Origin of the sequence: Mesorhizobium sp. B2-3-5 (assembly GCF_006442395.1) — a bacterium.
In the GTDB taxonomy this organism is placed as follows: Bacteria; Pseudomonadota; Alphaproteobacteria; order Rhizobiales; family Rhizobiaceae; genus Mesorhizobium.
On the sequence record NZ_VFVX01000001.1, the window covers coordinates 330129 to 355525 of the forward strand.

The window sequence follows — 25397 nt, forward strand, 5'->3', positions numbered from 1 at the left end:
TTCAGAGCGAAGGCCGGTCAGATTTGGGCGCAAGGCCACGTTGCCGCCATATTCCAGTGGAACCGAGGATCGCAGTGATGCAGCGGTGAGGGCCTTGCGTCCACCTGCAACCGTGTCGCGCTCGTGCGTTTATCGCCAACGTGATACGGACCATGGTTGGCTAATTGTTAAGATTGCCAATTTTAGAGTGCGGGCGAGATCGCCCGGTGATCAACGCAGCAAAGTGATCGAACCGCTACAAAAATGTCTGGAACGTCCATGATAACCAGCCGCCGTTTTTTCCTTTCCGGAGCATCGTTGCTCGCTGCCGCCATGGTGGCCGGGCGTGCGAATGCGCAGGATGTGATCGGGGATATCTTGAAATCCTCGGCGCGCGGCAACTGGGACGACCAGTTCGACGCCCGCGCCAGCGAAGGCGGCAAGGTGGCCTCGACGTTGCCGATTTTCAGCCCGCAGACGGTCGCCTTCACCGAGCAGGCCGTCGCGCAATATCAGAACATCGTCGGCCAGGGTGGATGGCAGCCGGTGCCGGACACCAAGAAGCTGCAGCTCGGCGTCGACGACCCGGATGTGGTGCCGCTGCGCAAGCGCCTGATGATTGCGGGCGATCTGTCGCAGAATGCCGGCATTTCGACGGCTTTCGATTCCTATGTCGACTCGGCGGTGAAGCGCTTCCAGCTGCGCCACGGCCTTCCCGCCGATGGCTCGATGGGCAAGTACACCTATGCCGCGATGAACGTTTCGGCACAGATCCGGCTTGGCCAGTTGCAGACCAATCTGCAAAGGCTGAAGGAGAAGGCCGGCACACTCGGCAATCGTTACGTGCTGGTCGACATTCCGGCGGCTCAGATCGAGGCGGTCGAGAATGACCGTGTCGTGCTTCGCCACACGGCAATCGTCGGCAAGATCGATCGCCAGACGCCGATCGTCAATTCGAAGATCAATGAGATCATCGTCAATCCGTACTGGAACGCGCCGGTGTCGATCGTGCGCAAGGACATCATTCCGCTGATGCGGAAGGATCCCAACTATCTGAAGAACAGCCATATCCGCCTGTTCGCGCCGGATGGCGGCGAAGTCGATCCGATGAATGTGGACTGGTCGACGGATGATGCGGCCAAGTACCGGTTCCGCCAGGATCCGGGCTCGGAAAACGCCATGGCTTCGGTGAAGATCAATTTCCCGAGCCCGGATGGCGTCTATATGCATGACACGCCGCAGCAGAGCCTGTTCGGCAAGATGATGCGCTTCGATTCCTCGGGCTGCGTGCGCGTCCAGAACGTGCGCGACCTCGTCACCTGGATCCTGCGCGACACGCCCGGCTGGGACCGCCAGCATTTCGAGGCGGCGATCAAGACCGGCCAGAACACGCCGATCCAGGTCACCAATCCGGTGCCGGTGCACTTCCTCTATCTCTCTGCCTGGTCGACGGGACCCGGCGTCGTGCAGTTCCGCGACGATATCTACGCGCTTGACGGCGCCAGCGAGCTGCAGATCACCTCTTCGCTCTAAGGGATTGATTATTTTAACAAAAGGCTGCCTTCGAGGCGGCCTTTCGTTTTGCCGAGGACGTGTTTCAAATCAGTCTCTAGTCGACCAGCCGCACTGCCGCCTGGACGCAGTTGACGGTCTTTGCCGCGCGGCGCCTTGTCTGGACGCGAGACCGACGATTGCGCATGGTTCGTGAAACAGCCGGAATCGCGCCATGCAAGCCGCTATCTTTGTCCTCCTAGTGCTCGTCTTCGTCGCCGTTTCCGGCGCATTGGTGCGCCTGGTGCGCGTGCCGCTGCCGGTGCTGCAGATCGCGATAGGCGCCGCACTTGCCTGGCCCGTGCGCGGCATCCATATCGAGATCGATCCGGAACTGTTCCTGCTGGTGTTCATTCCGCCGCTTTTGTTCAGCGATGCCTTTGGTGCGCCCAAGCGCGAGCTGGTGGCATTGCGCTGGCCGATCCTTGCCCTTGCCCTAGGCCTCGTCTTCTTCACCATCGTCGGCTTCGGCTATGCCTTGCACTGGCTGGTGCCCAGCATTCCGCTGGTCGTTGCGTTCGCCCTTGCCGCGGTGCTGTCGCCGACAGACGCGGTGGCTGTCTCCTCGATCGTCGACAGGAACGTCGTTCCGGCGCGGCTGATGCACATCTTGGAAGGCGAGTCGCTGCTCAACGACGCATCGGGTCTCGTCATGTTCCGCTTTGCCGTCGCAGCAGCGCTTACCGGCAGTTTTTCCTTGGCCGCCGCCTCGCTGAGTTTTCTCTATGCGGTGGCGGTCGGCATCCTGGCCGGCGTGGCGGCATTGTTCGTCGCCGCCAAGGCATTGCAACTGCTCGACCGCATCGGCGGCGTGCCGGCCGAGGCGCAGGTGCTGATCACCATCCTGCTCCCCTTCGTCGCCTATCTCGGCGCCGAGCACTTCGAGGCCTCGGGCGTCCTGGCCGCCGTGACCGCTGGCCTCTTGACCGGGAGCACCGGCATATTCCGCTTTCTCGGTGTCTCGGCGCGCATGCAGACGATCTCGCTTTGGACGACGTTTTCCTTCGTCTTCAACGGCGCGCTGTTCATTGTGCTCGGCCTGCAGCTTCCCGAAATCATCCGCAAGGTGCCGCCGGAACTCACTGGCCACTATCCTGTCATCCAGCCGGTGTTGACCGTGGTGGCGCTGACCCTGTGCCTGATCGCGATCCGTTTCGTCTGGATCTGGATCGGCGATATCGCGGCGGCGCTCGCCGCACGGCTCGGCAAGCGCAAGGCCGAACCGTTCGGACTGCGGGTGCGGCTCGCGGGATCGGTCGCGGGCGTGCGCGGTGCCATCACGCTGGCCGGCATATTGTCGCTGCCGTTGGCCCTGCAGGATGGTTCGCCATTTCCCGCGCGGGACTTGGTCATTTTTCTCGCCGCCGGCGTCATCATCTGCTCCCTGGTCATCGCCAGCCTTGCCTTGCCGGTGATCGCGCGCGGGCTGATCGGGCCAGGCGAAGACTCCGGAGCCGCTGAGGAGCGCATGGCGCGTGTCGGCGCGGCGAAGGCGGCAATCGCCCATCTTGAAAGCATCGCGCAGACGGATGAAGGGGAGGGCGATGTGCCTGGCGCCAGGCTCGCCGCCGCCAACGGCATTGTCGCTGCCTACCGGCGACGTATCGCTGCGTCCGACGAGGCCGATGAAGCGCGCGCCGAAGTGCGCGAGGCAGGCAGGCTGGAGGTCGACCTGAGGCTCGCCGGCATCGCCGCCGAGCGTGACGCCTTGCGCGCCATGCTTCGCCGCGGCGAGATCAACGACCACACGGCGCAAGCGCTGTTCACCGAGACCACGCTTACGGAAGCTCTTTTGAACGGCAGGCAGATGCGGAAGTAGGACTGGCGACGCTCTGCTGTCATGAATTTGCTGCCTCTGCCGCAAACCGGCCAGCAAATTTCGCGCTGCAAACGTGGCGGGTTGAAAACAACTGTGTTAATGGCGCGGCGAACTCAATGCATGTCGCCCAAAAGTGTGCAGCGGTTTTGGGACAACGACATACTCAAAACAAAAACTGACCTCGAACCCTGGGGAATTCAGGCCATGGCAACAGCAGCGGCAGCGTCGAACAAATTCGAATCCTTCTTCGAAACCACGCTGGAAGATGCCGATCCGGAGATTTTCGGCGCCATCCGCAACGAACTCGGTCGCCAGCGCCATGAGATCGAACTGATCGCCTCGGAAAACATCGTCTCGCGCGCCGTGCTCGAGGCGCAGGGGTCGATCATGACCAACAAATATGCCGAGGGCTATCCGGGCAAGCGCTATTATGGCGGCTGCCAGTTCGTCGACGTTGCCGAGGAATTGGCCATCGAGCGGGCGAAAAAGCTGTTCGGCTGCAACTTCGCCAACGTCCAGCCGAACTCGGGCAGCCAGATGAACCAGGCGGTGTTCCTGGCGCTGCTGCAGCCCGGCGACACTTTTATGGGTCTCGATCTCAATTCCGGCGGCCATCTCACCCACGGTTCGCCGGTCAACATGAGCGGCAAGTGGTTCAAGGTTGTGTCGTATGGCGTGCGCAAGGACGACCATCTGCTCGACATGGACGCGATCGAAAAGACCGCGCATGAGACCAAGCCGAAGCTGATCCTGGCCGGCGGCACCGCCTATTCGCGCATCTGGGACTGGAAGCGTTTCCGCGAGATCGCCGATGCGGTCGGCGCCTATCTGATGGTCGACATGGCGCACATTGCGGGCCTCGTCGCCGGTGGCGTGCATCCCTCGCCACTGCCGCACGCGCATGTGGTGACCACCACCACGCACAAGTCGCTGCGCGGCCCACGTGGCGGCATGATCCTGTGCAACGACGAAGACATTGCCAAGAAGATGAATTCGGCGGTGTTCCCCGGCCTGCAGGGCGGCCCGCTGATGCATGTCATCGCTGCCAAGGCGGTGGCCTTCGGCGAGGCGCTGAAGCCGAGCTTCAAGGTCTATGCCGAGAGCGTGGCCGCCAACGCCAAGGCGCTGGCCTCCAGCCTCAAGGAAACGGGTCTCGACATCGTTTCCGGCGGCACCGACAACCATCTGATGCTGGTCGACCTGCGTCCCAAGAACGCCACCGGCAAGCGGGCCGAGGCAGCCCTTGGCCGCGCCAACATCACCTGCAACAAGAACGGCATCCCGTTCGACCCGGAAAAGCCCTTCGTCACCTCGGGCGTGCGGCTGGGCACGCCCGCCGGCACCACGCGCGGCTTCGGCCAGGCCGAGTTCCGGGAGATCGGCAAGCTGATCGCAGAAGTGCTCGATGGCCTCAAGGTCGCCAATTCCGACGAGGGCAATGCCGCGGTCGAGGCGGCGGTCAAGGCCAAGGTGGTGGCGCTGACCGATCGCTTCCCGCTCTATCCTTATCTCGGTTGACCGGACGCGAAGCGTCATCTTTTATCCGCCGCGGTGCATCACCCCTGATCGGGTGATGCGTGGAACCGGAGAATCGATGATGCGCGAATTTCGTTTTACCTTGCTCGGCGTTGTCGGCGGGCTGGCCGTTTGCGGCGCCGCTTTGGCGCAGACCCAGCCCGCCCCGGACCTGCCTGCCACCAGCACCTTCGGCCGATGGACAACCCTCGTCGATGCGCTCGAAACCGGCCAGGATGCTCGCAAGACCTGCGCGGCTTCGACGGCGTTCTTCGATGCGAGTGGTAATTCGGGCACGCTGACACTGTCGATTTCGACCGGCGATGCCCTGCCGCCTGACGCTTATCCGGCCGTCATGCTGACCATCGACAATCGCAACCTGCCGACCGGCGACAAGATCGCGGCGACTTTCGGCGATCCGGGCGTCAAGGTTTCGGCTACGGTCTCTTCCAACGATGCCGTCAACGGCCACCCGAGCTGGACGGTCGACAATCAGGCCAAGACCAGTCTCGCGCTGCTGCGTGCCATGCGCCAGGCCACCTCGCTCGATGTGGCCTTCGGCAAGGAGGCAGTCGCCAGCATCCCGATGGACGGCTTCACCAAGGCCTACCGCAACCTCGGAACATCCTGCGGCTTTCCAACCAAGGACGTCGCGCCGTGATGCGGACGGCCGGATGGGAGTGGGGCTGCGAATGGCCTTGCATGAAGGGGTCTGGTCGGCGGCTGGTTGCCGCGCTGGCAATCTTGCTTGCGCCTCGCTATCTCTGATGCGGCGGGCCGTCGAAGAAACGGAACTGCTTCAATCCCGACCGGAAAGGCTCTAAGCCTTTCGCCTTATCAGATTCGCGAACCCAAGGCTTTTTATGCGCTGTCCCTATTGCCAGTCCGAAGATACGCAGGTGAAGGATTCGCGCCCCGCCGAGGATGGCGCGGCGATCCGCAGGCGGCGTGTCTGCCCCGACTGCGGTGGCCGTTTCACCACCTTCGAACGCGTGCAATTGCGCGATCTGGTCGTGGTCAAGAAGTCAGGCCGGAAAGTGCCGTTCGACCGCGACAAGCTGTTACGCTCGGTCGAGATCGCGGTGCGCAAGCGCAATGTCGATCCTGAACGCATCGACCGCGCGGTGACCGGCATCGTGCGCCAGCTCGAAAGCTCGGGCGAGACGGAAGTGGCTTCCGGCGAGGTCGGCCGGCTGGTCATGGAAGCACTGAAGTCGCTCGACGACGTCGCCTATGTCCGCTTCGCTTCGGTCTACCGCAATTTTCGGGAGGCCAAGGACTTCCATGAGCTGCTGGGCGAACTGAAGGGCGACGAAGACAAGAGCGAAGAGGACGCTGGCTGACCATGGCAGCACTGCAACGCAGCGAGGCCGAACAAGCGGCCCTTGATCGCCGTTTCATGGCCGCCGCTCTGCGGCTTTCGCGCAGGAATGCGGGCAGGACCTCGACCAATCCGTCGGTCGGCACGCTGATCGTGCGCGACGATGGCGCGGGGCCGATGATCATCGGCACCGGTGTCACCGCCATTGGCGGCCGCCCACATGCCGAGACCGAGGCGCTGGCCGAGGCTGGCGAATTGGCGCGCGGCGCCACTGCTTATGTGACACTGGAGCCCTGCGCCCATCACGGCCGCACGCCGCCTTGCGCCAATGCGCTCGTCAATGCCGGCATCGCGCGCGTCGTGGGTGCTGCGAGCGATCCCGATCCGCGTGTCTCCGGCAAGGGCTATGCCATCCTGCGCGCCGCCGGTGTCGAGGTGGTCGAGAAGGTACTGGCGGCGGAAGCCGGCGAGCAGATGGCCGGTTATCTCATTCGCTCGCTCAGGAAGCGTCCGGAAGTGATTCTGAAGCTTGCGCTTTCCAGCGATGGCAAGATTGGCAGGGAAGGCGCCGGCCAGGTCGCGATAACAGGCGATATCGCGCGCCGCGAAGTCTACATGATGCGAGCCGAGGCCGACGCCATTCTGGTCGGCATCGGCACGGCGCTGGAAGACGATCCGGCGCTGACGGTGCGTTTGCCTGGGCTGGAGAACCGTTCGCCGGCGCGCATCGTGCTCGATCGCCAGATCAGGCTGCCCGAGGGCTCGAAACTGGTTTTGGGCGTGGATCGCGTGCCGCTCTACGTCGCCGCTTGCCTGGAGGCAGATCCACGGCGCCGGGCGGCGCTCGAGCGGGCCGGCGTGCGCTTCATCGGCACCGAGACGCACGAGGGCGGCGTCGCATTGCCGGAACTGCTCGAGGATATGGCGGCGCTCGGCATGGCTACTGTACTGGTCGAAGGGGGCGCCAAGGTAGCCAGCGCTTTCCTGGCCGATGGGCTGGTCGACCGCGTCGTGCTGTTCCAGGGACCGGAAGCGATCGGCGATGACGGCATTGCATCGCCCGTCGATGCTGACCATATCCCGGCTGGCTTTCGCAAGTTGCGCGAGATGCAGTTCGGCGAAGACAGCTACGCCGAGTGGGTAAGAGACCTCTAGGGATCAGCATCGATGTTTACTGGAATTGTCACCGATATCGGCACCGTCGCGGCCGTCAAGCCGCTCAGCGAAGGCATCGGCTTACGCATCGATACCGCCTATGACCCCGAGACCATCGCCATTGGTGCTTCGATCTCCTGCGGCGGTGTCTGCCTGACGGTCACGGCGTTGCCCGACAGCGGCTCGAACGCGCGCTGGTTCGAGGTCGAAGCGTGGGAAGAAGCCTTGCGGCTGACCACGGCCTCGGGCTGGAAATCAGGCACGCGGATTAATCTGGAGCGGGCGCTGAAGATCGGCGACGAATTGGGCGGCCACATCGTGTCTGGTCATATCGACGGCACCGCCGAGATCGTCGAGCGCAAGGATGAGGGCGACGCGGTGCGTTTCACGCTGGAGGCGCCGCGCCATCTCGCCAAATTTATCGCGCCGAAAGGCTCCGTCGCGCTCGATGGCACCTCGCTCACGGTCAACAAGGTCGAGGGCACTCGCTTCGACGTGCTGTTGATCCACCACTCGCTGACCGTCACCAGCTGGGGCGAGCGCAAGGTCGGCGACCACGTCAATCTCGAGATCGACACCATGGCCCGCTACGCGGCGCGCTTGGCGGAGGCGGCCAAAGAGGGGCTTTGAACGTCACCGGCCTGACCCTCTACCTCGACTTGATCAGATTTAATCGGGATGATTAAGTCTGATTGTGAGGTTCGGATGGACCAAAGTAATCACCGCTCACGTTCCGCTGCCGCTGGCGGAAAAGGCAGATCAACTGGCTGCTCGCCTTGAGCCGTGCAGGCAAGGGCGAGAGTCTTGGCACCGAAAAGCCGCTGCCGGTTTCGAACCACGCGAGGCGCGCCGCATTTTTGGCAGGCAGCCACGAAATTCGTTACGAAATGCAGGGCATGACAATCTCCGTGTTGCGCCTATGGCATACGCGGGAGGATCGACAGGGCAGGCGTCCATAGACCAATCTTCTGCTTGCGATCAATCCGGCTTCGGCCTAAGTCACCGGCAACCCCCGGAGACTTTTATGGCTGGTATATCCCAACACGGCAAAGCCTTCATTCGTCCGAAGGCTAAGGCGCATCTGCTCATCGTCGAAGCACGCTTTCATGACGATCTTGCCGACGCGCTGCTGGAAGGCGCGACAAGCGCGCTCGATGAAGCGGACGCAACCTATGACGTTATCACCGTTCCCGGCTCGCTCGAAATTCCCGCGGTGATTACCTTCGCGCTGGATGGCGCGGCGGAAGGTGGCACGCACTATGACGGCTTCGTTGCGCTCGGCACCATCATCCGCGGCGATACCTATCATTTCGACATCGTCGCCAACGAATCCAGCCGCGCGCTCATGGACCTGTCCGTGCAGGACTCCGTCTGTGTCGGCAACGGTATCCTGACCACCGAGAATGACGCGCAGGCGTGGACCCGGGCCAAGCGCTCGGAAGGCGACAAGGGTGGTTTCGCCGCGCGTGCGGCTTTGACCATGATTGCCCTCAAGGAACAACTGGGAGCGCGATCGTGAGCGAACCCGCTTCACCCGGCCAGCCCGCGGCACGCCCGGCCAACAAGCGCGGCGCTGCTCGGCTCGCCGCCGTGCAGGCTCTCTACCAGATGGACGTGGCCGGTAGTGGTGTCTTCGAGATCACCGCCGAATATGAGGCGTTTCGCCTCGGCAAGGAAGTCGACGGCGCGCTCTATCGCGAGGCCGACGCGCAATGGTTTCGCGCCATCCTTACGGGGGTCGTCGAGAATCAGAAGACCATTGATCCGATCATTCGCCAGGCGCTGACGGATGACTGGCCATTGTCCAGGCTCGATTCGACGTTGCGCGCCATGCTGCGTGCCGGCGTGTATGAGTTGATGAAGCGCGAGGATGTGCCCGTCGCCGTCATCGTCACCGAATATGTCGACATCGCCAAGGCCTTCTACGAGGAAGACGAGCCGAAGCTGGTCAATGCCGTGCTGGACCGCGTATCGCGCCGGGTGCGCGGCGAGGGACGTGGCAAGGACGCATCGTGACGGCCATTGCTGTCGAGACGGGCAGGGAAGGCCGACGCACCGCGTTGATCCTCGCCGCCTCGCAGGCGGTTATCGGATCGGCGGCACCCATCGCCATCTCCATGGGCGCGCTGGCCGGGCAATATCTGCTCGGCGCCGACAAGTCGCTGGCGACAGCGCCAATCACCGGCTTCAACCTTGGCGTGGCGCTCGGCGCCTTGCCCGCCGCGGCCGTTATCCGCCGGATGGGCCAGCGCGGCGGCTTCATGACTGGAACCGTCGTCACCGCGCTTGGCGGCCTGATAGCCACTCTGGCGCTTTTCCACGGCAGTTTCTGGATTTTCGCGTTCGCGCTGCTCGTGATCGGCATCGGTGGTGCCTTCGTCCAGCAGTTCCGCTTCGCCGCCGCCGATAACGCGCCGCCGGAGTTCAAGGCGCGCGCCATCTCCTTCGTGCTGGCCGGCGGCATCGTCACCGCCATCCTTGGGCCGCAGATTGTCATCTTCACCCGTGAATTGTTCGCGCCGGTGATGTTTGCCGGTTCGTTTGCATCCATCCTGGTGCTGGCGGCCGTCGGCGCCGCGATCCTGTCGCTGCTGAGATTGCCGGCAAAGACCGCCGCCAAGGTCGACGTTGCCGACAGCGATGCCAGGCCTTTGGTCGAAATCATCACGAAGCCGCGCTTTATCGCCGCGTTGTCTTGCGAGGTCGGCAGTTACGCGCTTATGAGCTTCGTCATGACTGGCGCACCACTGGCCATGGTCGGCTGCGGCCTGTCGGAGGACAATGCGACGCTCGGCATTTCCTGGCATGTCATGGCGATGTTCGCGCCGAGCTTTTTTACCGGCTCGCTGATTCATCGCTTCGGCGCCGAGCGCATCGTGGCGGCAGGTCTGGTCCTGCTCATCGGCTGCGCCATCGTCGCCTTGTCGGGCTTGGCATTATGGCAATTCTGGACGGCGCTGATCCTGCTCGGCCTTGGCTGGAATTTCGGTTTCATCGGCGCCACCGCCATGGTCGCGGCCAGTTACCGGTCCTCTGAAAAGAGCAAGGTGCAGGGTTTCCACGATTTCGTCCTGTTCGGCTCGGTCGCCTGCGCGTCGCTGCTCTCGGGCATGGTCTATAACACCTGGGGCTGGACGATGCTGAACTGGATGATCTTTCCGGTCACCGTGCTGTGCTTCGTCGCGCTCGGTGCGCTCAAGCTGACAAATTTACGCAAGGCCAACGCCTGATCCAGATTGCTGTCGCCCTGACAGGATGCTGTCGGCATGCTTCGGGCCGAACGCGCCGCGTCGAACAAAAATATTGCGCCTGTGCCGGTTGTTATGAAACCGTATGCCCCGACGGGCCGTTCGAGCCATGCTCATATTCGGCTGCCGAATCTCGGTGGATAACAAGGGGTTTTCACAATGTTTTCAGTCAAGGTTTTGGCCAGCGCGGCATTTGCTCTGGCCGTCACGGCGGCTTCTGCCAGTGCACAGGTGGTTGTCTCCTCCAAGATCGACACCGAGGGCGGCGTGCTGGGCAACATCATCCAGCTCGTTCTCAATGCCAACAACATCAAGACCACGGACCGCATCCAGCTCGGCGGCACGCCGGTGGTGCGCAAAGCGATCACCGCCGGCGAGATCGACATCTATCCCGAATACACCGGCAACGCGGCCTTCTTCTTCGAAAAGGCTGACGACCCGGTATGGAAGGATGCCGCCAAGGCCTATGAGACGGCGAAGAAACTTGACTATGACGCCAACAAGATCGTCTGGCTGTCGCCTGCGCCGGCCAACAACACCTGGGCGATCGCGCTGCGCAAGGAAGTGGCCGACACCAACAAGCTCGCCACGCTTTCCGACTTCGGCAAATATGTTGCTGGCGGTGGCCAGGTGGTGTTGGCGGCTTCGGCCGAGTTCGTCAACTCGGCCGCGGCCCTGCCGGCCTTCCAGACCACCTATGGCTTCAAGCTGAAACCGGAGCAACTGATCACGCTGTCGGGCGGCGATACGGCGGCGACCATTGCCGCGGCCGCCAACCAGACCAGCGGCGCCAACGCTGCCATGGTCTACGGCACCGATGGCGGCATCGCGCCGTCGGGCCTCGTCGTGCTCAACGACGACAAGGGCGTGCAGCCGGTCTACCAGCCAGCGCCCATCATCCGCGAATCCGTGCTGAAGCAGCATCCGGAGATCGAGACCCTGTTGAAGCCGGTCTTCGCCAAGCTCGACCTCGTCACGCTGCAGGAACTGAACGGCCGCGTGCAGGTCGGCGGCGAGCCGGTCAAGGGCGTCGCCGAGGATTTCCTGAAGAAGAACGGGTTCTTGAAGTAACGACCACAAGATCGCGACGCAGGTGCGAGTAGTGCGGTCGGCGGAGCTGCCAATCTCCCCCCTTGCGGGGGAGATGTCCGGCAGGACAGAGGGAGGTGCTGTCCCGCCGTCCTATCGGCGCATCACAATTACCTTCCTTGGCAGGTTTGCTTCCAGACACGCCAGGGCTCGAACGCCGGCGATCCTTCACACCCCCCTCTGGCCTGCCGGCCATCTCCCCCGCAAGGGGGGAGATCGGATCTCACGCCGGATTTCGCCAATCACCGATGGAGGCCGCAGGAAGCGGAAAATCGCCTGTCTTGAGGGACATCGATGACCCTGCGCTTCGACAAACTCGGCGTTGTCATAGCCGTGATCGCGGTGTATGCGACGTTGGCCGCACCTTTCGCAACCTTCCGCGCCAACCGCATCGTTCCGGGCCAGGCGCGCTCGATCATCGAGGCGCTGCCGTCAACGACCGGATTGTTGCTGCTCGCTGTCATCGTCGCCGCGGCGCTCATCGCACTACTGCGGACGCCGCTCATGTTGCGCCTTGCCGCCAGCGTGGCGGCACTTGCCGCACTTGCGCTGCTGATCGGCGTCGCTGGCACATTTCTCACGCCGGCGGGCAACACTTTTGCCAGGATATCTCCGGCCTCCGGTTTCTGGATTCTCATCTTCGCTTTCACGCTTTTGCTGGCCGACGTACTGACGCGGTTCAATTTGTCGCCATGGGCCCGGATCGGCGTGCTGGTCGTTGCCACCGTGGCGATTGGACTGCTTTTGATCTCGGGAAGCTGGAACGACCTTTCCATCCTCAAGGAATACGCCAACCGCGCCGACAGCTTCTGGGCCGAAGGCTCCAAGCACGTCACGCTGGCGCTGGGTTCGCTGGCCGCCGCCGTCATCATCGGCCTGCCGCTCGGCATCCTCTGTCATCGTGTCGAAAAGCTTCGGGCGGGCGTGCTCAACGTCCTCAACATCATCCAGACCATCCCTTCGATCGCGCTGTTCGGCCTGCTGATCGCGCCGCTCGGCTGGGTCGCCACGCACGTGCCGGGGGCGGCCGCGCTGGGCATTCGCGGCATCGGCACGGCACCCGCCTTTGTCGCCCTGTTCCTCTATTCACTGCTGCCGGTGGTGGCCAACACGGTGGTCGGGCTCGCCGGCGTGCCGCGTGCCGCCAACGACGCGGCGCGCGGCATGGGCATGACCGATCGCCAGCGCCTGTTCGGCGTCGAGTTTCCGCTGGCCTTCCCGGTGATCCTGACCGGCATCCGCATCGTACTGGTACAGAATATCGGGCTTGCCACGATCGCCGCGCTTATCGGTGGCGGCGGCTTCGGCGTGTTCGTCTTCCAGGGCGTCGGCCAGACGGCGATGGACCTGGTGCTGCTTGGCGCGGTGCCGACCGTTGCGCTCGCCTTCGCCGCGGCCATCATCCTCGATGCGGTGATCGAAATGACCGCCACCAAGCGCAGGATTGAAACGGCATGATCGAGATCGAAGGCATCACCAAGCGCTATGACGCGACAACGGTGGTCGACGATGTGTCGATGGTCATCGAGCCGCGCACCATCGCCGTCATTGTCGGCACCTCCGGCTCCGGCAAGACGACATTGCTTCGCATGATCAACCGGCTGGTCGAACCAACCGCCGGCACCATCAAGCTCGACGGCGCCGACAATCGCTCGGTGCCCGGTTACGAACTGCGCCGCAGCATCGGCTATGCCATTCAGGGCCACGGCCTGTTTCCTCATCGCACCGTGGCGCAGAACATTGCCACCGTGCCGGTGCTGCTTGGCTGGGACAAGGCACGCATCAAGGCCCGCGTCGATGAACTGATGACGCTTTACCAGCTCGACCCCCAGGAATTCGGGCCGCGCTATCCGCACGAACTGTCCGGTGGCCAGCAGCAGCGCGTCGGCGTGGCCCGCGCGCTCGCCGCCGAGCCCAACGTGCTGTTGATGGACGAGCCGTTCGGCGCGCTCGACCCGATCATCCGCACCAAGGCGCAGGAAGACCTGCTGGCGATCCAGAAGCGCTTCGGCACCACCATCATCCTCGTCACCCATGACATGGAGGAAGCCGTGCACATGGGCGACAAGATCGCCGTCATGGATGCCGGCAAGCTCGTGCAATATGCCAGACCCGCCGAGATCCTGGCAAACCCGGCCAGCAGCTTCGTCGAGACCTTGGTCGGCGCCAGTGAGAGGCCATTCAGGCTGCTGTCGCTCGGACGGGTGCGCGACGCGGTGGAGACCGGCGTTGCCGATGGCGAAGCGATCCCCGGCGATGCCAGCCAGCGCGATGCGCTGGCCGAACTCCTGTGGTCGGGCCGGCCGGCGCTGCCAGTAAAGGGCGCCGACGGCAAGCCGCTTGGCCGTGTCACCGTGGACGGGCTGGTCAAGCGGGCGGCGAGGCCGGCATGAAAGCCTGGCTGCCTCTGCTGCTCAGGCTTGTGCTGGTGGTGTTGCTCGTGGCCTTCGTCACTAGCCCAGGCTGGTTCGAGCCGCTGCTGAAGCCGCTGACCGAGAACAACGCTCCCGCGATCTACAATCAGGGCAGCCTGCTGACGTTGACGCTGCTGCATCTGCGCACCGTGCTGATCGCCACCGTCGCCGCGACCGTCGTCGCGGTGGCTTTGGCCATCCTTGTCACCAGGCCGGCTGGTGCCGAATTCCTGCCGCTGTCGCGCAGCCTGGTCAATATCGGCCAGACTTTTCCACCGGTGGCGGTGCTGGCGCTCGCCGTGCCGGCCGTCGGCTTCGGCGAGAAGCCGACACTGATCGCCCTGTTCCTCTACGGCCTGCTGCCGATCTTCGAGAACGCGCTGACCGGACTGACGACGCTGCCGGCCAATGTCGTCGAAGCGGCGCGGGGCGCCGGCATGACTGGCTGGCAAAGGCTCACCAAGGTCGAACTGCCGCTCAGCGCGCCGATCATCCTGGGCGGCATCAGGCTCTCGGTCGTGATCAGCCTGGCCACCGCCACCATCGGTTCGACGGTGGCCGCCAGGACACTGGGCGAAGTGATCATCGCCGGCCTCTTGTCGAACAATCTCGCCTTCATCCTGCAGGGTGGCCTGATCGTGGCGGCCCTGGCCGTGCTGATCTATGACGGGCTGTCGGCGGTTGAGCGTTACGCGGCGCGACGCATGGGCAGGGACGTCGAGTAGCGCGCCTCATCGCCGGGATCGATTTCAATCGATCTAACCGCAAGGCGAGTAGGGCGCACACCGTCCAGTACGGACGTTTTGGGCGAAAGCCGGGCAAAAACCGAACAATATCTTGACGTTCGCAGCCCTGTTTCGCATACACCGCAGCGAAGAGGTGGATTCCGTGCGCGGAATCCGGTCTTTGTCTCAACGGCCCAGGGAGGGGTTCATTTGGGCCAACAATCGAGGAAAATTCGGCAATGACCATTATTTCCGCCGTCATCGCCTGCGGTCTGCTTTCTGTCCTCTACGCCATCTGGGCGACACGTTCGGTTCTCGCGTCCGATCAGGGCAATGCACGCATGCAGGAAATCTCCGCCGCCATTCGCGAAGGCGCGCAAGCCTATCTGGCGCGCCAGTACACCACCATCGCCATCGTCGGCGTTGTGGTGCTTCTGCTCGCCTGGTGGCTGCTTTCGATCACCGCCGCCATCGGCTTCTTGATCGGCGCCGTTCTGTCTGGCGCCGCCGGCTTCATTGGCATGCATGTTTCGGTCCGCGCCAATGTGCGCACGGCGCAGGCGGCCTCCAACAGCCTCGCCGCTGGTCTCGACATAGCCTTCAAGTCGGGTGCCATCACCGGCATGCTGGTTGCCGGCCTGGCGCTGCTCGGCGTCTCGATCTACTACCTTATCCTCACCCATTTCATGGGCCTTCAGCCAAACGACCGCGTCGTCATCGATTCTCTGGTCGCGCTTGGCTTCGGCGCCTCGCTGATCTCGATCTTCGCCCGTCTCGGCGGCGGCATCTTCACCAAGGGTGCTGATGTCGGCGGCGATCTGGTCGGCAAGGTCGAAGCCGGGATTCCCGAGGACGATCCGCGCAATCCGGCCACCATCGCCGACAATGTCGGCGACAATGTCGGTGACTGCGCCGGCATGGCCGCCGACCTGTTCGAGACCTATGCGGTGACCGTGGTTGCCACCATGGTTCTCGCCGCCATCTTCTTCGGCGGCACCGCCGTGCTCGGTGCGGCGATGCTCTATCCGCTGGCCATCTGCGGCGCCTGCATCCTGACCTCGATCGTCGGCACCTTCTTTGTCAAGCTCGGCTCCAACGGCTCGATCATGGGCGCGCTCTACAAGGGCCTGATCGTTACCGGCCTGCTGTCCATCGTCGGCCTTGGCGTCGCTACGTCGGTCACGCTTGGTTGGGGCGAGGTCGGCACGGTTGCCGGCATCACCATCACCGGCAAGAACCTGTTCATCTGCGGCCTGATCGGCCTCGTGGTGACCGGTTTGATCGTGGTGATCACCGAATACTATACCGGCACCAACAAGCGCCCGGTCAACTCGATCGCCCAGGCTTCGGTGACCGGCCATGGCACCAACGTCATCCAGGGCCTCGCGGTGTCGCTGGAATCGACGGCGCTGCCGGCCATCGTCATCGTCGGCGGCATCATCGCCACCTACCAGCTCGGCGGTCTCTTCGGCACGGCGATCGCCGTTACCACCATGCTCGGCCTTGCCGGCATGATCGTGGCGCTCGACGCCTTCGGCCCGGTCACCGACAATGCCGGCGGCATCGCCGAAATGGCAGGCCTGCCCAAGGAAGTGCGCCATTCCACCGACGCACTCGACGCGGTCGGCAACACCACCAAGGCGGTGACCAAGGGCTATGCCATCGGCTCGGCTGGCCTGGGCGCGCTGGTGCTGTTCGCCGCCTATTCGAACGATCTGAGGTTCTTTGCCGCCAATGGCGACAAATACCCCTACTTCCAGGGCATGGGCGAGATCTCCTTCGACCTCTCCAATCCTTACGTCGTCGCCGGTCTGATCTTTGGTGGCCTGATCCCGTATCTGTTCGGCGGCATCGCCATGACAGCCGTCGGTCGTGCCGCGGGCTCGATCGTCGAGGAAGTACGCAAGCAGTTCCGCGAGGATCCGGGCATCATGGCCGGCACCTCCAAGCCGAACTATGCGCGCGCGGTCGATCTCCTGACCAAAGCGGCGATCCGGGAAATGATCATCCCCTCGCTGTTGCCGGTTCTGGCGCCGCTTGTCGTCTATTTCGGCGTGCTTTTGATCTCTGGCTCGAAGGCGTCCGCTTTCGCGGCACTCGGCGCCTCGCTGCTCGGCGTTATCGTCAACGGCCTGTTCGTGGCCATCTCGATGACCTCGGGCGGCGGCGCCTGGGACAATGCGAAGAAATCGTTCGAGGACGGTTTCACCGACAAGGACGGCGTCAAGCATCTCAAGGGCTCCGAGGCGCACAAGGCCTCGGTGACCGGCGACACGGTCGGCGATCCCTACAAGGACACCGCGGGTCCTGCGGTCAATCCGGCGATCAAGATCACCAACATCGTGGCGCTCCTGCTGCTTGCGGTGCTCGCGCACGGCTGAGCAAGAGCTGTTGAAAAAAACGAAACCCGCGGGGAGCGATCTCCGCGGGTTTCGTTTGGTTCGGATCGGGCACGGTGCTTCAGCCGCCGTCCGGCTTGGCTCCATTGCTCTCGGCACGCTTGCGGTAGCGGGCCAGCATGTCGTCCACTCCTGGTTCGCGCGACGGCATCGCCGGGAGGCCGCGTATCTCACGTAGCCTCGTGACGAAGGCGCCGCGCCCGCATTTGCGGCGAAACTCCCTGGCTCTCGGATGGATGCCGCATGCGGCCAGAATCCGGCGTTTCAGATAGGTGGATTTCTTCAAGGGTCGAAGGTCCTCGGCCACGGCAAGAATTTCCACGCGCAGGACGCCCCATCACTGACAAGTCGGCCTGTCCGGGCCAAACAAAAACCCGTGAGATCGCTCCCACGGGTTTTTGGTCGCCTGAGATGCTGCTGCTCCCGGGGAAGCAGTGACTGAAGATCAGGGGGTGCCGCCGCCGGGGATGCCGGGCGCCAGCTTGCTTGCGCCATTGATGATCTGGCTGAGGAAGTTCTGGTCCTTGCCGCCAGTAGGCGTGGTGCGCGAGATGAAGTCGAAGATCTTGCCGTCCTTCAGGCCGTAATTGGCGATCTGGGTGACGCGGCCGTCCGGGCCGAAATAGACCGCCAGCACATGCTGGTCGACCAGGTGCGGCTTGTCGAACGCGACATAGCGCTTGCGCGTCTGCGAGATGTAGTAGAACGCCTCGTTGTCGAAAGTCGCCGTGGTCGACGGCGTGCCAAGCGCCAGCAGCACCTGCTCGCGGCTGGAGCCGACCGGTACCGAATCAACCGCCTGCTGGTCGATGACATACCCTTGCGTCAGCGTCTCGCTCGGATTGAGATCGCCGATCATCTTGTTCGTGTGGCATGCCGAGAGCGCCGAAACCATAAGCAGCAGCGAGATCGCGCCGGCGGGCCTGGAAGTGAAGGTCGACTTGAAATTCAGCGCGCGCAACAACAATTCTCCATTACATCGCCGCAACTTGCGCTGGGCCGCAAAACCGGTAAACCAGCTTGCTTGCCGATGCAACAAGGCCAATTCAACAAACGGTCCCCGGAGACCATCCCCATGTTCCAGCGCCTTTTTGGCCGTGAACGCCACACCAACCGCGCCATCACCGACGCGCTCTACGCACAAATCGTGGCGGCGGCGCGGCAGACTGTATTTTATTCCCACTGGAATGTGCCGGACACGCCGCTTGGCCGTTTCGAGATGCTTTCGCTGCACATGTTCCTGTTCCAGCATCGCTTGCGCGGCGAGGACGACGTGGCGCAGGAGATCGCGCAGGTGCTGATCGACGAGTTCTTTCTCGACGTCGATCATTCGCTGCGGGAACTGGGCATTGGCGACGTCGGCGTGCCAAAGCGCATGAAGAAACTGGCCAAGATGTTTTATGGCCGCACCGCCGCCTATGATGATGCGCTGGAAAAAAACGATCATGACGGCCTGACCGCGGCACTTGCCCGCAACGTCCGGCCCGACGCAGGCACCTGGCCGGAAGCATCGCAATTGGCCGACTATGTCGCCGGTGCCTGCAAGCAACTGGCAGCGCAGCCGTCCGAATCAATCGTTTCCGGCACGGTGACGTTTCCGCTGGCCAGGGAGGTCGATCGATGAAACATGCTGATCCGCAAAGCCCGGTTTCCTTTTTCGCGAATGTCGCCCGGCTGCCGCAGAAAGGGCTGCCCGTGGTGATCGAGGCCGACGCCACACAGCGCGCGGCACTTGCCGAGGAGCACGGGCTGCTGTCCGTCGAAGTCTATCGCGCGGAACTCCTGGTCGCCTCCTGGAAGCGCAATGGCGTGAAGGTCAGCGGCCGCGTCGAGGCCGACATCACGCAAGCCTGCATCGTCACGCTCGATCCCGTCGCGGCGCATATCGACGAGCCGGTCGAGGCGCTGCTGCTCCCCGAGGACTCCAAGCTTGGACGGCAGGGATTTGAAGGCGGTGGCGAGATTCTGCTCGATGCGGACGGGCCCGACAGTCCCGAAACATTTTCCGGCGACACCATCGATGTCGGGGCGCTTGCCGAACAGTTCTTCGGTTTGGCGATCGACCCCTATCCGCGCAAGTCGGGCGCGTCCCTGGATGCCGGCGGCGACACCGAACCGGAGGAGAACGAATTTCAGCAAAAACTGCGGTCCTTGCTGGGAAAATCCTGAAAACCTCGCCCGCGACGGAAAAGTCGGTTGTGTGAAAACCCAAAACCGCTATTTTCGCCAAACCTTTGCGATCACTAAAGCGACCTGCCGCCTAACCGTGAGATGAATACCGCGTGATCAGGATTTCCATCGACGCCATGGGCGGCGATCACGGACCAGCCGTGGTCATTCCGGCGCTCATGACGGTTGCGACCCGCCGCCCAGATATCCGCTTCGTCATCTACGGGCGTGAGGACGTGGTGCGTCCTGAACTGGCCAAGTTTCCCAAACTGGCCGAGGTGAGCGAATTCTTCCACTGCGAGGTCGCGGTCAGGATGGACGACAAACCAAGCCAGGCGCTGCGCCATGGCCGCTGGAAATCGTCAATGTGGAAGGCGGTCGAGGCGGTCAAGTCGGGCACGGCGGACGCCTGTATTTCGGCAGGCAACACCGGCGCGCTGATGGCAATGTCGAAATTCTGCCTGCGCACCATGGCCACCATTGATCGTCCGGCGATCGCGGCCTTGTGGCCGACATTGCGTGGCGAAAGCGTGGTCCTCGACGTTGGCGCCACCATCGGCGCCGATGCGCACCAGCTCATTGATTTTGCCATTCTCGGCACCGGCATGGCGCGCTCCGTATTCGGCATTGCCCGGCCGACCGTCGGCTTGCTCAATGTCGGCGTGGAAGAGATCAAGGGCCAGGAAGAGGTCAAGGAAGCGGGACGCATGCTGCGCGAGGCCAACATGGCCTCGATGAATTATCATGGCTTTGTCGAAGGCGACGATATCGGCAAGGGTACGGTCGACGTGGTGGTGACGGAAGGCTTTGCCGGCAACATCGCGCTGAAGACGGCGGAAGGCACCGCCCGCCAGATCGCGGGTTATCTGCGCGCCGCCATGAGCCGCACCCTGCTGGCCAGGATCGGCTATGTCTTCGCCAAGGGCGCTTTCGATCGCCTGCGCGAGAAGATGGATGTCGGCCGCTCGAACGGCGGCGTGTTCCTGGGACTGAACGGCATCGTCGTCAAAAGCCATGGCGGTGCTGATTCGGACGGTTTTGCCGCGGCGATCGAGCTCGGCTACGACATGGTGCGCAACAATCTGCTCGACCGCATCGAGGCCGACCTGGACCTGTTTCATGCGCGCAACCCGCATGCCCTGTCATCCCGGAAATCCGACGTCGTTATCGACGCGAAGGAATAGGAAAGAACCTTGATCAGATCAGTCGTGCGCGGCACGGGCTCCGCGCTGCCCCGCCGCATCATGAAGAATGCCGATTTCGAAGGCATGGTCGAAACCTCGGACGAGTGGATCGCCCAGCGCACCGGCATCCGCCAGCGCCATATCGCGGCCGACGACGAGACGACGGCTTCCCTGGGCGAGGCAGCGGCGCGCGCCGCCCTCGCCGACGCGGGGTTGACGCCAGATGACATCGACCTGATCGTGCTGGCGACGTCGACGCCCAACAACACGTTCCCGGCCACCGCGGTCGAGATCCAGGACCGGCTCGGCATGCATCACGGCTTTGCCTTCGACATGCAGGCGGTGTGCTCGGGCTTCGTCTATGCGGTGACCACGGCCGATCTCTATATTCGCGGCGGCCTGGCCAAACGCGTGTTGGTGATCGGCTCCGAGACATTCTCGCGCATTCTCGACTGGAGCGACCGCTCGACCTGCGTGTTGTTCGGCGACGGCGCCGGGGCCCTGGTGCTGGAAGCGGGCGAGGGGGGCGGCACGATCGCCGACCGCGGCGTTCTGGCGGCCAGCCTGCGCTCCGACGGCACGCACAAGGACAAGCTTTTTGTCGATGGCGGACCATCGACGACGGGAACGGTCGGCCACCTCAGGATGGAGGGCCGTGAGGTCTTCAAGCATGCGGTCGGCATGATCACCGACGTCATCGAGGCGACCTTCTCGGCCGCCGGCATCACCGCCGACGATCTCGACTGGTTCGTGCCGCACCAGGCCAATAAACGAATTATTGACGCTTCCGCCAAGAAGCTCGGTATTGCCGAACAGAAAGTGGTGGTTACGGTCAATTTGCACGGTAACACCTCGGCGGCCTCGGTGCCGTTGGCGCTGTCGGTGGCCGTTGCCGATGGGCGCATCAAGAAGGGTGACCTCGTGCTCCTGGAAGCGATGGGCGGCGGCTTCACATGGGGTGCCGTCCTGGTTCGCTGGTAAGTGCCGAACGGCTCGGTTTCGGTCCTTGACCTTGCCGGATCAATTACTTAGGCTCAGCCGTTGTTGTGCCGATTTTATGTTTGAGCTGATGGGACGGTCGCATGGGGGGAAAGACACTTACGCGCGCCGACCTTGCGGAGGCCGTCTACCGGAAGGTTGGTCTGTCGCGCACTGAATCCGCCGAACTCGTTGAAGCCGTTCTGGACGAAATCTGCGAAGCCATCGTCCGCGGCGAGACGGTCAAGCTGTCGTCCTTCGCGACATTCCATGTCCGCTCCAAGAACGAGCGCATCGGACGCAATCCCAAGACCGGTGAAGAGGTGCCCATCCTGCCGCGCCGGGTGATGACGTTCAAGTCGTCCAACGTATTGAAGAACCGCATCTTGCGTTCTCACCAGAACAGCAAGGCCAAGGGCGGCAAGTAGCGTCCATTGTACGGTTGAAAAACCGGCCCCACCATAACGTTGGGCTTGAATATTGTTTCACAAACCGCTGAAATAAGGCCCGATTCGGCAGCATGGCCGGATTGGTGTTCCGCGTATGATCCATTCCGCGCAAACGGAATGAGCTTCTCTCTTTGTTGAGCGTGATCTCGTCTGAAGACCGTTCCGGATCACGTTCCAGCGTGAGGATTTCGCCCATGGACAAGAGCCCTGACGCCTTCCGTACCATCAGTGAGGTCGCCGAAGACCTCGATTTGCCGCAGCATGTGCTGCGTTTCTGGGAAACGCGCTTCAACCAGATCAAGCCGATGAAGCGCGGCGGCGGCCGGCGCTACTACCGGCCGCAGGACGTCGAGTTGATCAAGGGCATCCGCCACATGCTCTACGACCAGGGTTACACCATCAAGGGCGTGCAGAAGCTGCTGCGCGAAAACGGCAATCATTTCCTGGTTGCCATCGGCAATGGCGACATGGCCGCGGTCGAGGCCATTTCCCAGCGAAAGCAGGCCGACCAGGTGCCGCTGACGCCGGCAGCGCAGCCGCGCGGCGGCGATGATGAACTGGTTGGCCAGCCAAGGGTCAAGCCCAGTCGCCGCTTTTTCGGCCTTGGCAAGGGCGATGAGGAGGGTCCCGTTCAACCGGACGCCTCGAAACTCTCGCGCGACAATCGCGCACTGCTGCAGGAGGCGCTGTTCGACCTGCTCGAATGCAAGCGCTTGCTCGACCAGGTGCGCTGAGCGCCGCCCGAAGTGCTTTGAAGCCGCGAAACTGGAACCCGCCTTTGGGGTGAGGCGTTACGTTTCCTTCTGCAAGAGAAGGAAACGTATGATGGCACCATTCTCGACCCTTTCGGACATCGATCTCGAAAAGCAAGTCACGGCGCTGTCGAGGGAACTCGCGGCGTTGCGCAAGGCAGTGTCCAGGCGGGGTGGCGCCTACTATGAAGATAGTCGTGATGCCGCGCTCGACACATATTCCGATCTTGCCGGGCGTCTGCGGGACGCCATGCCGGCAATTCGCAGGCAGGGGAGGGTGATCGAGAGATCGGCCCGCGACCATCCGGCGGCAGCTGCCGCGGTTGGCCTTGTGGTGCTCGGCCTGGTGGCCAGCCTGTTGTTCAGCCGACGCTGATACCATCGCCGACGTTGGCAGGTGGGTTCAAGGCAAAATGGCGGCGCCGGTTTGGCCTGCGGCCATTACCGTTTTTGGAGGCGGTTGCCTCGCCGCCCTGATCTGCCGGCGCTGATCGATTCAGTGATCTCGGCTGCTCCGGCATCTGGCACTGAGCGCTTCGGCATAGAGGCGCATGGCGCCCTTGTGCCGTCGGCGCAGGAATGCTGATTGCTCCAGCCGCCAGAGCCGCTCGATCTCCGCCGTGATCGCCGGGTTTGTCCATGTGCCGTAGCCGGCGGCTGTGTAGACAACCACCTCGCCGGCATAGAGCCGCTCGTCGGTGACCAAAAAGTCGATACGGATATAATCGAGATCGCCAGCGATCCCCGGCGCGATCGAGATTGCCTGGCGAACGTAGTCGATGAGCCGAGCGCTGACCGGCAAGGCCTGGTCCTCGCGGGGATAGTCCGGATCGCGACCGGGCAGTGGATTGGCTTCCCGGTCGAACAGAAGCGATTGCTGGGCGGTCTTATCCTCGACCCAGACGTGGGCGATCACCCCGCTGCAGATATGGACCTTGATATCTGTGGCAATGGTTCCGCCGCAAAGTGCCAGCCGCTCTTCCGCGAAGACGGTTGGATCAACAGGCCAGTACGCCCATTCGCCGTCGCGCCGTCCGTAGCGTTTCTTGAGCCAGCGTCTCGCCTTGCGTACGATGACGGCGCGATCCGGCTCACCGTCGGATACGAATATGTTCATCGCGCAGCCATGGTTTGCCTTGACCACAACGGGGCCGATCAGCATATCCGCAGGGATGTCGGCAGCGTCGCCCCCGGACCAGAGCGTCTTTGGCATGGCGATCCCGGGGCAGGTGTCACGGATATAGACCTTGGCAGCGAGCTTGTCGGTCAACGTCACGAACAACGGATTGCGGTCGAGGATCTTTCGCCAAAGCAACAGCTCATGGTAGCGCTCGGGCGCGGCCGGATTGGGCAGATAGCCCAGTTTCGTGGCAAATCGCGCGACAAGGCCAGGGTGACGAACCGTCAGCCACAATCGCGCGACCGACAGGACAAGACGATTTTTCCAGGAAATATTGGCCGCGGTCGTCATCGGGATACCTGGCCATGTTGGCGAAGCCGGACCCGGTGCGCGTACCCGGTCAGCACATGCCTTGCCGTATCGTGATTTGGCTCTGCGTGAAAGGTTTCACTTACCGTCGGGGCATCGGGATTGACGCCGGAATCCTGGGGCTGGCGGTTTCGGTGTAACTCGACAGGCCCGATTCACGTCGTCCCCGGCATTGCATCACCAAGAGAAGACCGGCCTTGAACAAGAAGCCAAGGCGGTCTTCTCGTTGGTCGTCTGGTATGATTAGTAGGCCTTCTTCACCATTTTCTTCGTGTGATGGTGGTGATGGTAGTGGTAGTGGTGATGGCGATGGTGGTGGCGATGGTGATGATGCTTTGCCATGGGGGCCGCATCCGCGCTCGTCGCACCGATGACCGGCGCCGTGAAAGCGAGGGCAACTGCAAGCCCGAGGGCCGAGAGGAGGGACTTCTTCATGGATCGTTTCCTTCTTTTGGCAGGCAGATCTAAATCGGGTCGATAACCCGACCGCCGCGAATGGAATTACGCTCCCGAATTTTTTCGTCAGTATTTCCCGATTGTAGAATTTTGTTTCTGAACTGTTTCTGGCCGACCGAGTCTCCATCACCGCCATGGCACGGGCTGCAAGCTGCCTTAGTCGGCTGTTTGGCTACGCACGCGCAGATGCGCTTGCGAGGTGTGGGGTTCACGATAGTGTGACGGCCCGTTTGGCTCTTGGCAAATCGCTGACGAGCGGGCATCTTCCTGCTCGTCTCAGGCAACATCCATTTTGATCAAACTCTTTCAGCCACCGGAGTTGCCAATGCCCCACAATGCAAAAGAACATGCCCTTTCCGAACCGTTAGCCAATGAGATCGGGCCAATTTACAGCACCCTCAAGGCGATGCGGGAAACCCGCGGTTACAGCGTGGAAGAGCTGTCGCTGACCTGCGGCCTGTCGGTCGACGAGATCGAGGACATCGAGAGCGGCAGGGCGGCCGACCCGGCGAAGCTGCGTCGTATTGCGTCCGCGCTTCAACTGCCCCAGGACGCTGTGATTGTTTCCGCTGCGCCGGCACCGGCCGCACAAGGTCGGCCCCTGGCATAGAATCAGCAACAGGCATGCCCAAGAAACCCGCTAGGCCCGCTTGGCGGGTTTCTTGTTGATGCCGCAGCGTTCTCCAGCAGCCGGGCTTGCCGACT

General features: G+C 62.9%; 27 protein-coding genes. 23 read left to right on the plus strand and 4 right to left on the minus strand.

Annotated features, from left to right (window positions below):
- Positions 1 to 258 precede the first annotated feature (258 nt).
- The 15 genes from FJ958_RS01655 (at position 259) to FJ958_RS01735 (ending at position 17197) form a co-directional block, all read left to right on the plus strand.
- Positions 259 to 1512 carry a murein L,D-transpeptidase gene (locus FJ958_RS01655; RefSeq protein WP_140738561.1) on the plus strand — a complete coding sequence of 418 codons (1254 nt, stop codon included), beginning with the start codon at positions 259 to 261 and terminating at the stop codon, positions 1510 to 1512.
- Between the two features lie 193 nt (positions 1513 to 1705).
- Positions 1706 to 3349 carry a Na+/H+ antiporter gene (locus tag FJ958_RS01660; protein WP_140738564.1) on the plus strand — a complete coding sequence of 548 codons (1644 nt, stop codon included), beginning with the start codon at positions 1706 to 1708 and terminating at the stop codon, positions 3347 to 3349.
- Between the two features lie 204 nt (positions 3350 to 3553).
- Entirely contained in the window at positions 3554 to 4867 is a 1314-nt protein-coding gene (gene glyA, locus FJ958_RS01665) for a serine hydroxymethyltransferase (protein WP_015318249.1), read from the plus strand.
- A 79-nt stretch (positions 4868 to 4946) separates the two neighbouring features.
- Positions 4947 to 5525 carry a hypothetical protein gene (locus tag FJ958_RS01670; protein ID WP_181176262.1) on the plus strand — a complete coding sequence of 193 codons (579 nt, stop codon included), beginning with the start codon at positions 4947 to 4949 and terminating at the stop codon, positions 5523 to 5525.
- A 202-nt stretch (positions 5526 to 5727) separates the two neighbouring features.
- Positions 5728 to 6207 carry a transcriptional regulator NrdR gene (gene nrdR / locus FJ958_RS01675; protein ID WP_010915593.1) on the plus strand — a complete coding sequence of 160 codons (480 nt, stop codon included), beginning with the start codon at positions 5728 to 5730 and terminating at the stop codon, positions 6205 to 6207.
- A gap of 2 nt (positions 6208 to 6209) precedes the next feature.
- Complete coding sequence (ribD, locus tag FJ958_RS01680) at positions 6210 to 7340, plus strand: bifunctional diaminohydroxyphosphoribosylaminopyrimidine deaminase/5-amino-6-(5-phosphoribosylamino)uracil reductase RibD (RefSeq protein ID WP_140738569.1); 1131 nt, start codon at positions 6210 to 6212, stop codon at positions 7338 to 7340.
- 12 nt (positions 7341 to 7352) lie between these two features.
- On the plus strand, positions 7353 to 7970 hold the full coding sequence (locus FJ958_RS01685; RefSeq protein WP_140738572.1) for a riboflavin synthase: 618 nt from the start codon (positions 7353 to 7355) through the stop codon (positions 7968 to 7970).
- Between the two features lie 394 nt (positions 7971 to 8364).
- Entirely contained in the window at positions 8365 to 8859 is a 495-nt protein-coding gene (gene ribH / locus FJ958_RS01695) for a 6,7-dimethyl-8-ribityllumazine synthase (RefSeq protein ID WP_140738575.1), read from the plus strand.
- A complete protein-coding gene (gene nusB / locus FJ958_RS01700) occupies positions 8856 to 9356 on the plus strand; it encodes a transcription antitermination factor NusB (RefSeq protein ID WP_140738578.1) in 501 nt (166 codons plus the stop codon). Before ribH ends, nusB begins: the two co-directional genes overlap by 4 nt.
- Positions 9353 to 10570, plus strand: a complete 1218-nt coding sequence (locus FJ958_RS01705; RefSeq protein WP_140738581.1) for an MFS transporter — start codon at positions 9353 to 9355, stop codon at positions 10568 to 10570. Before nusB ends, FJ958_RS01705 begins: the two co-directional genes overlap by 4 nt.
- A gap of 177 nt (positions 10571 to 10747) precedes the next feature.
- Entirely contained in the window at positions 10748 to 11659 is a 912-nt protein-coding gene (locus tag FJ958_RS01710; RefSeq protein WP_140738584.1) for an ABC transporter substrate-binding protein, read from the plus strand.
- Positions 11660 to 11971: 312 nt separating this feature from the next.
- Entirely contained in the window at positions 11972 to 13135 is a 1164-nt protein-coding gene (locus tag FJ958_RS01720) for an ABC transporter permease (RefSeq protein WP_140738590.1), read from the plus strand.
- Entirely contained in the window at positions 13132 to 14070 is a 939-nt protein-coding gene (locus FJ958_RS01725; protein ID WP_140738593.1) for an ABC transporter ATP-binding protein, read from the plus strand. The genes FJ958_RS01720 and FJ958_RS01725 overlap by 4 nt, the downstream gene beginning before the upstream one ends.
- Entirely contained in the window at positions 14067 to 14816 is a 750-nt protein-coding gene (locus FJ958_RS01730; RefSeq protein WP_140738596.1) for an ABC transporter permease, read from the plus strand. The genes FJ958_RS01725 and FJ958_RS01730 overlap by 4 nt, the downstream gene beginning before the upstream one ends.
- Before the next feature lie 239 nt (positions 14817 to 15055).
- Entirely contained in the window at positions 15056 to 17197 is a 2142-nt protein-coding gene (locus tag FJ958_RS01735; protein WP_140738599.1) for a sodium-translocating pyrophosphatase, read from the plus strand.
- Between the two features lie 79 nt (positions 17198 to 17276).
- Here the strand turns inward: FJ958_RS01735 and FJ958_RS01740 are convergent, their stop codons facing one another.
- Both FJ958_RS01740 and FJ958_RS01745 read right to left on the minus strand, forming a co-directional pair.
- Positions 17277 to 17522 carry a hypothetical protein gene (locus tag FJ958_RS01740; protein WP_140738602.1) on the minus strand — a complete coding sequence of 82 codons (246 nt, stop codon included), beginning with the start codon at positions 17520 to 17522 and terminating at the stop codon, positions 17277 to 17279.
- Between the two features lie 138 nt (positions 17523 to 17660).
- A complete protein-coding gene (locus FJ958_RS01745) occupies positions 17661 to 18176 on the minus strand; it encodes an outer membrane protein assembly factor BamE (protein WP_140609557.1) in 516 nt (171 codons plus the stop codon).
- 114 nt (positions 18177 to 18290) lie between these two features.
- Here FJ958_RS01745 and FJ958_RS01750 point away from each other — a divergent pair, with 114 nt between their 5' ends.
- The 7 genes from FJ958_RS01750 to FJ958_RS01780 all read left to right on the plus strand — a co-directional run bounded on the left by FJ958_RS01750 (position 18291) and on the right by FJ958_RS01780 (position 23123).
- The gene (locus tag FJ958_RS01750) at positions 18291 to 18839 is read left to right on the plus strand and encodes a ubiquinol-cytochrome C chaperone family protein (RefSeq protein WP_140738605.1); all 549 of its coding nucleotides are present in this window, start codon (positions 18291 to 18293) and stop codon (positions 18837 to 18839) included.
- Positions 18836 to 19384 (plus strand): DUF177 domain-containing protein, encoded by a 549-nt coding sequence (locus tag FJ958_RS01755; protein ID WP_140738608.1) that lies wholly within the window; start codon positions 18836 to 18838, stop codon positions 19382 to 19384. The genes FJ958_RS01750 and FJ958_RS01755 overlap by 4 nt, the downstream gene beginning before the upstream one ends.
- A 113-nt stretch (positions 19385 to 19497) precedes the next feature.
- On the plus strand, positions 19498 to 20568 hold the full coding sequence (gene plsX, locus FJ958_RS01760; RefSeq protein WP_140738611.1) for a phosphate acyltransferase PlsX: 1071 nt from the start codon (positions 19498 to 19500) through the stop codon (positions 20566 to 20568).
- A gap of 9 nt (positions 20569 to 20577) precedes the next feature.
- Positions 20578 to 21549, plus strand: a complete 972-nt coding sequence (locus tag FJ958_RS01765; RefSeq protein WP_140738614.1) for a beta-ketoacyl-ACP synthase III — start codon at positions 20578 to 20580, stop codon at positions 21547 to 21549.
- A 101-nt stretch (positions 21550 to 21650) separates the two neighbouring features.
- Positions 21651 to 21974, plus strand: coding sequence for an integration host factor subunit alpha (locus FJ958_RS01770; protein ID WP_010915609.1), 324 nt, complete (start codon positions 21651 to 21653; stop codon positions 21972 to 21974).
- A 215-nt stretch (positions 21975 to 22189) separates the two neighbouring features.
- Positions 22190 to 22729 carry a MerR family transcriptional regulator gene (locus FJ958_RS01775; RefSeq protein ID WP_013895974.1) on the plus strand — a complete coding sequence of 180 codons (540 nt, stop codon included), beginning with the start codon at positions 22190 to 22192 and terminating at the stop codon, positions 22727 to 22729.
- Positions 22730 to 22820: 91 nt separating this feature from the next.
- On the plus strand, positions 22821 to 23123 hold the full coding sequence (locus FJ958_RS01780) for a hypothetical protein (RefSeq protein ID WP_140738617.1): 303 nt from the start codon (positions 22821 to 22823) through the stop codon (positions 23121 to 23123).
- Between the two features lie 120 nt (positions 23124 to 23243).
- Here the strand turns inward: FJ958_RS01780 and FJ958_RS01785 are convergent, their stop codons facing one another.
- Positions 23244 to 24218: an ATP-grasp fold amidoligase family protein gene (locus tag FJ958_RS01785; protein WP_140738620.1), complete on the minus strand. Its 975-nt coding sequence runs from the start codon at positions 24216 to 24218 to the stop codon at positions 23244 to 23246.
- A 261-nt stretch (positions 24219 to 24479) separates the two neighbouring features.
- Positions 24480 to 24671: a hypothetical protein gene (locus FJ958_RS01790; RefSeq protein WP_140738623.1), complete on the minus strand. Its 192-nt coding sequence runs from the start codon at positions 24669 to 24671 to the stop codon at positions 24480 to 24482.
- A 346-nt stretch (positions 24672 to 25017) separates the two neighbouring features.
- Here FJ958_RS01790 and FJ958_RS01795 point away from each other — a divergent pair, with 346 nt between their 5' ends.
- Positions 25018 to 25302: a helix-turn-helix transcriptional regulator gene (locus FJ958_RS01795; protein ID WP_140738626.1), complete on the plus strand. Its 285-nt coding sequence runs from the start codon at positions 25018 to 25020 to the stop codon at positions 25300 to 25302.
- Positions 25303 to 25397: the final 95 nt, after the last annotated feature.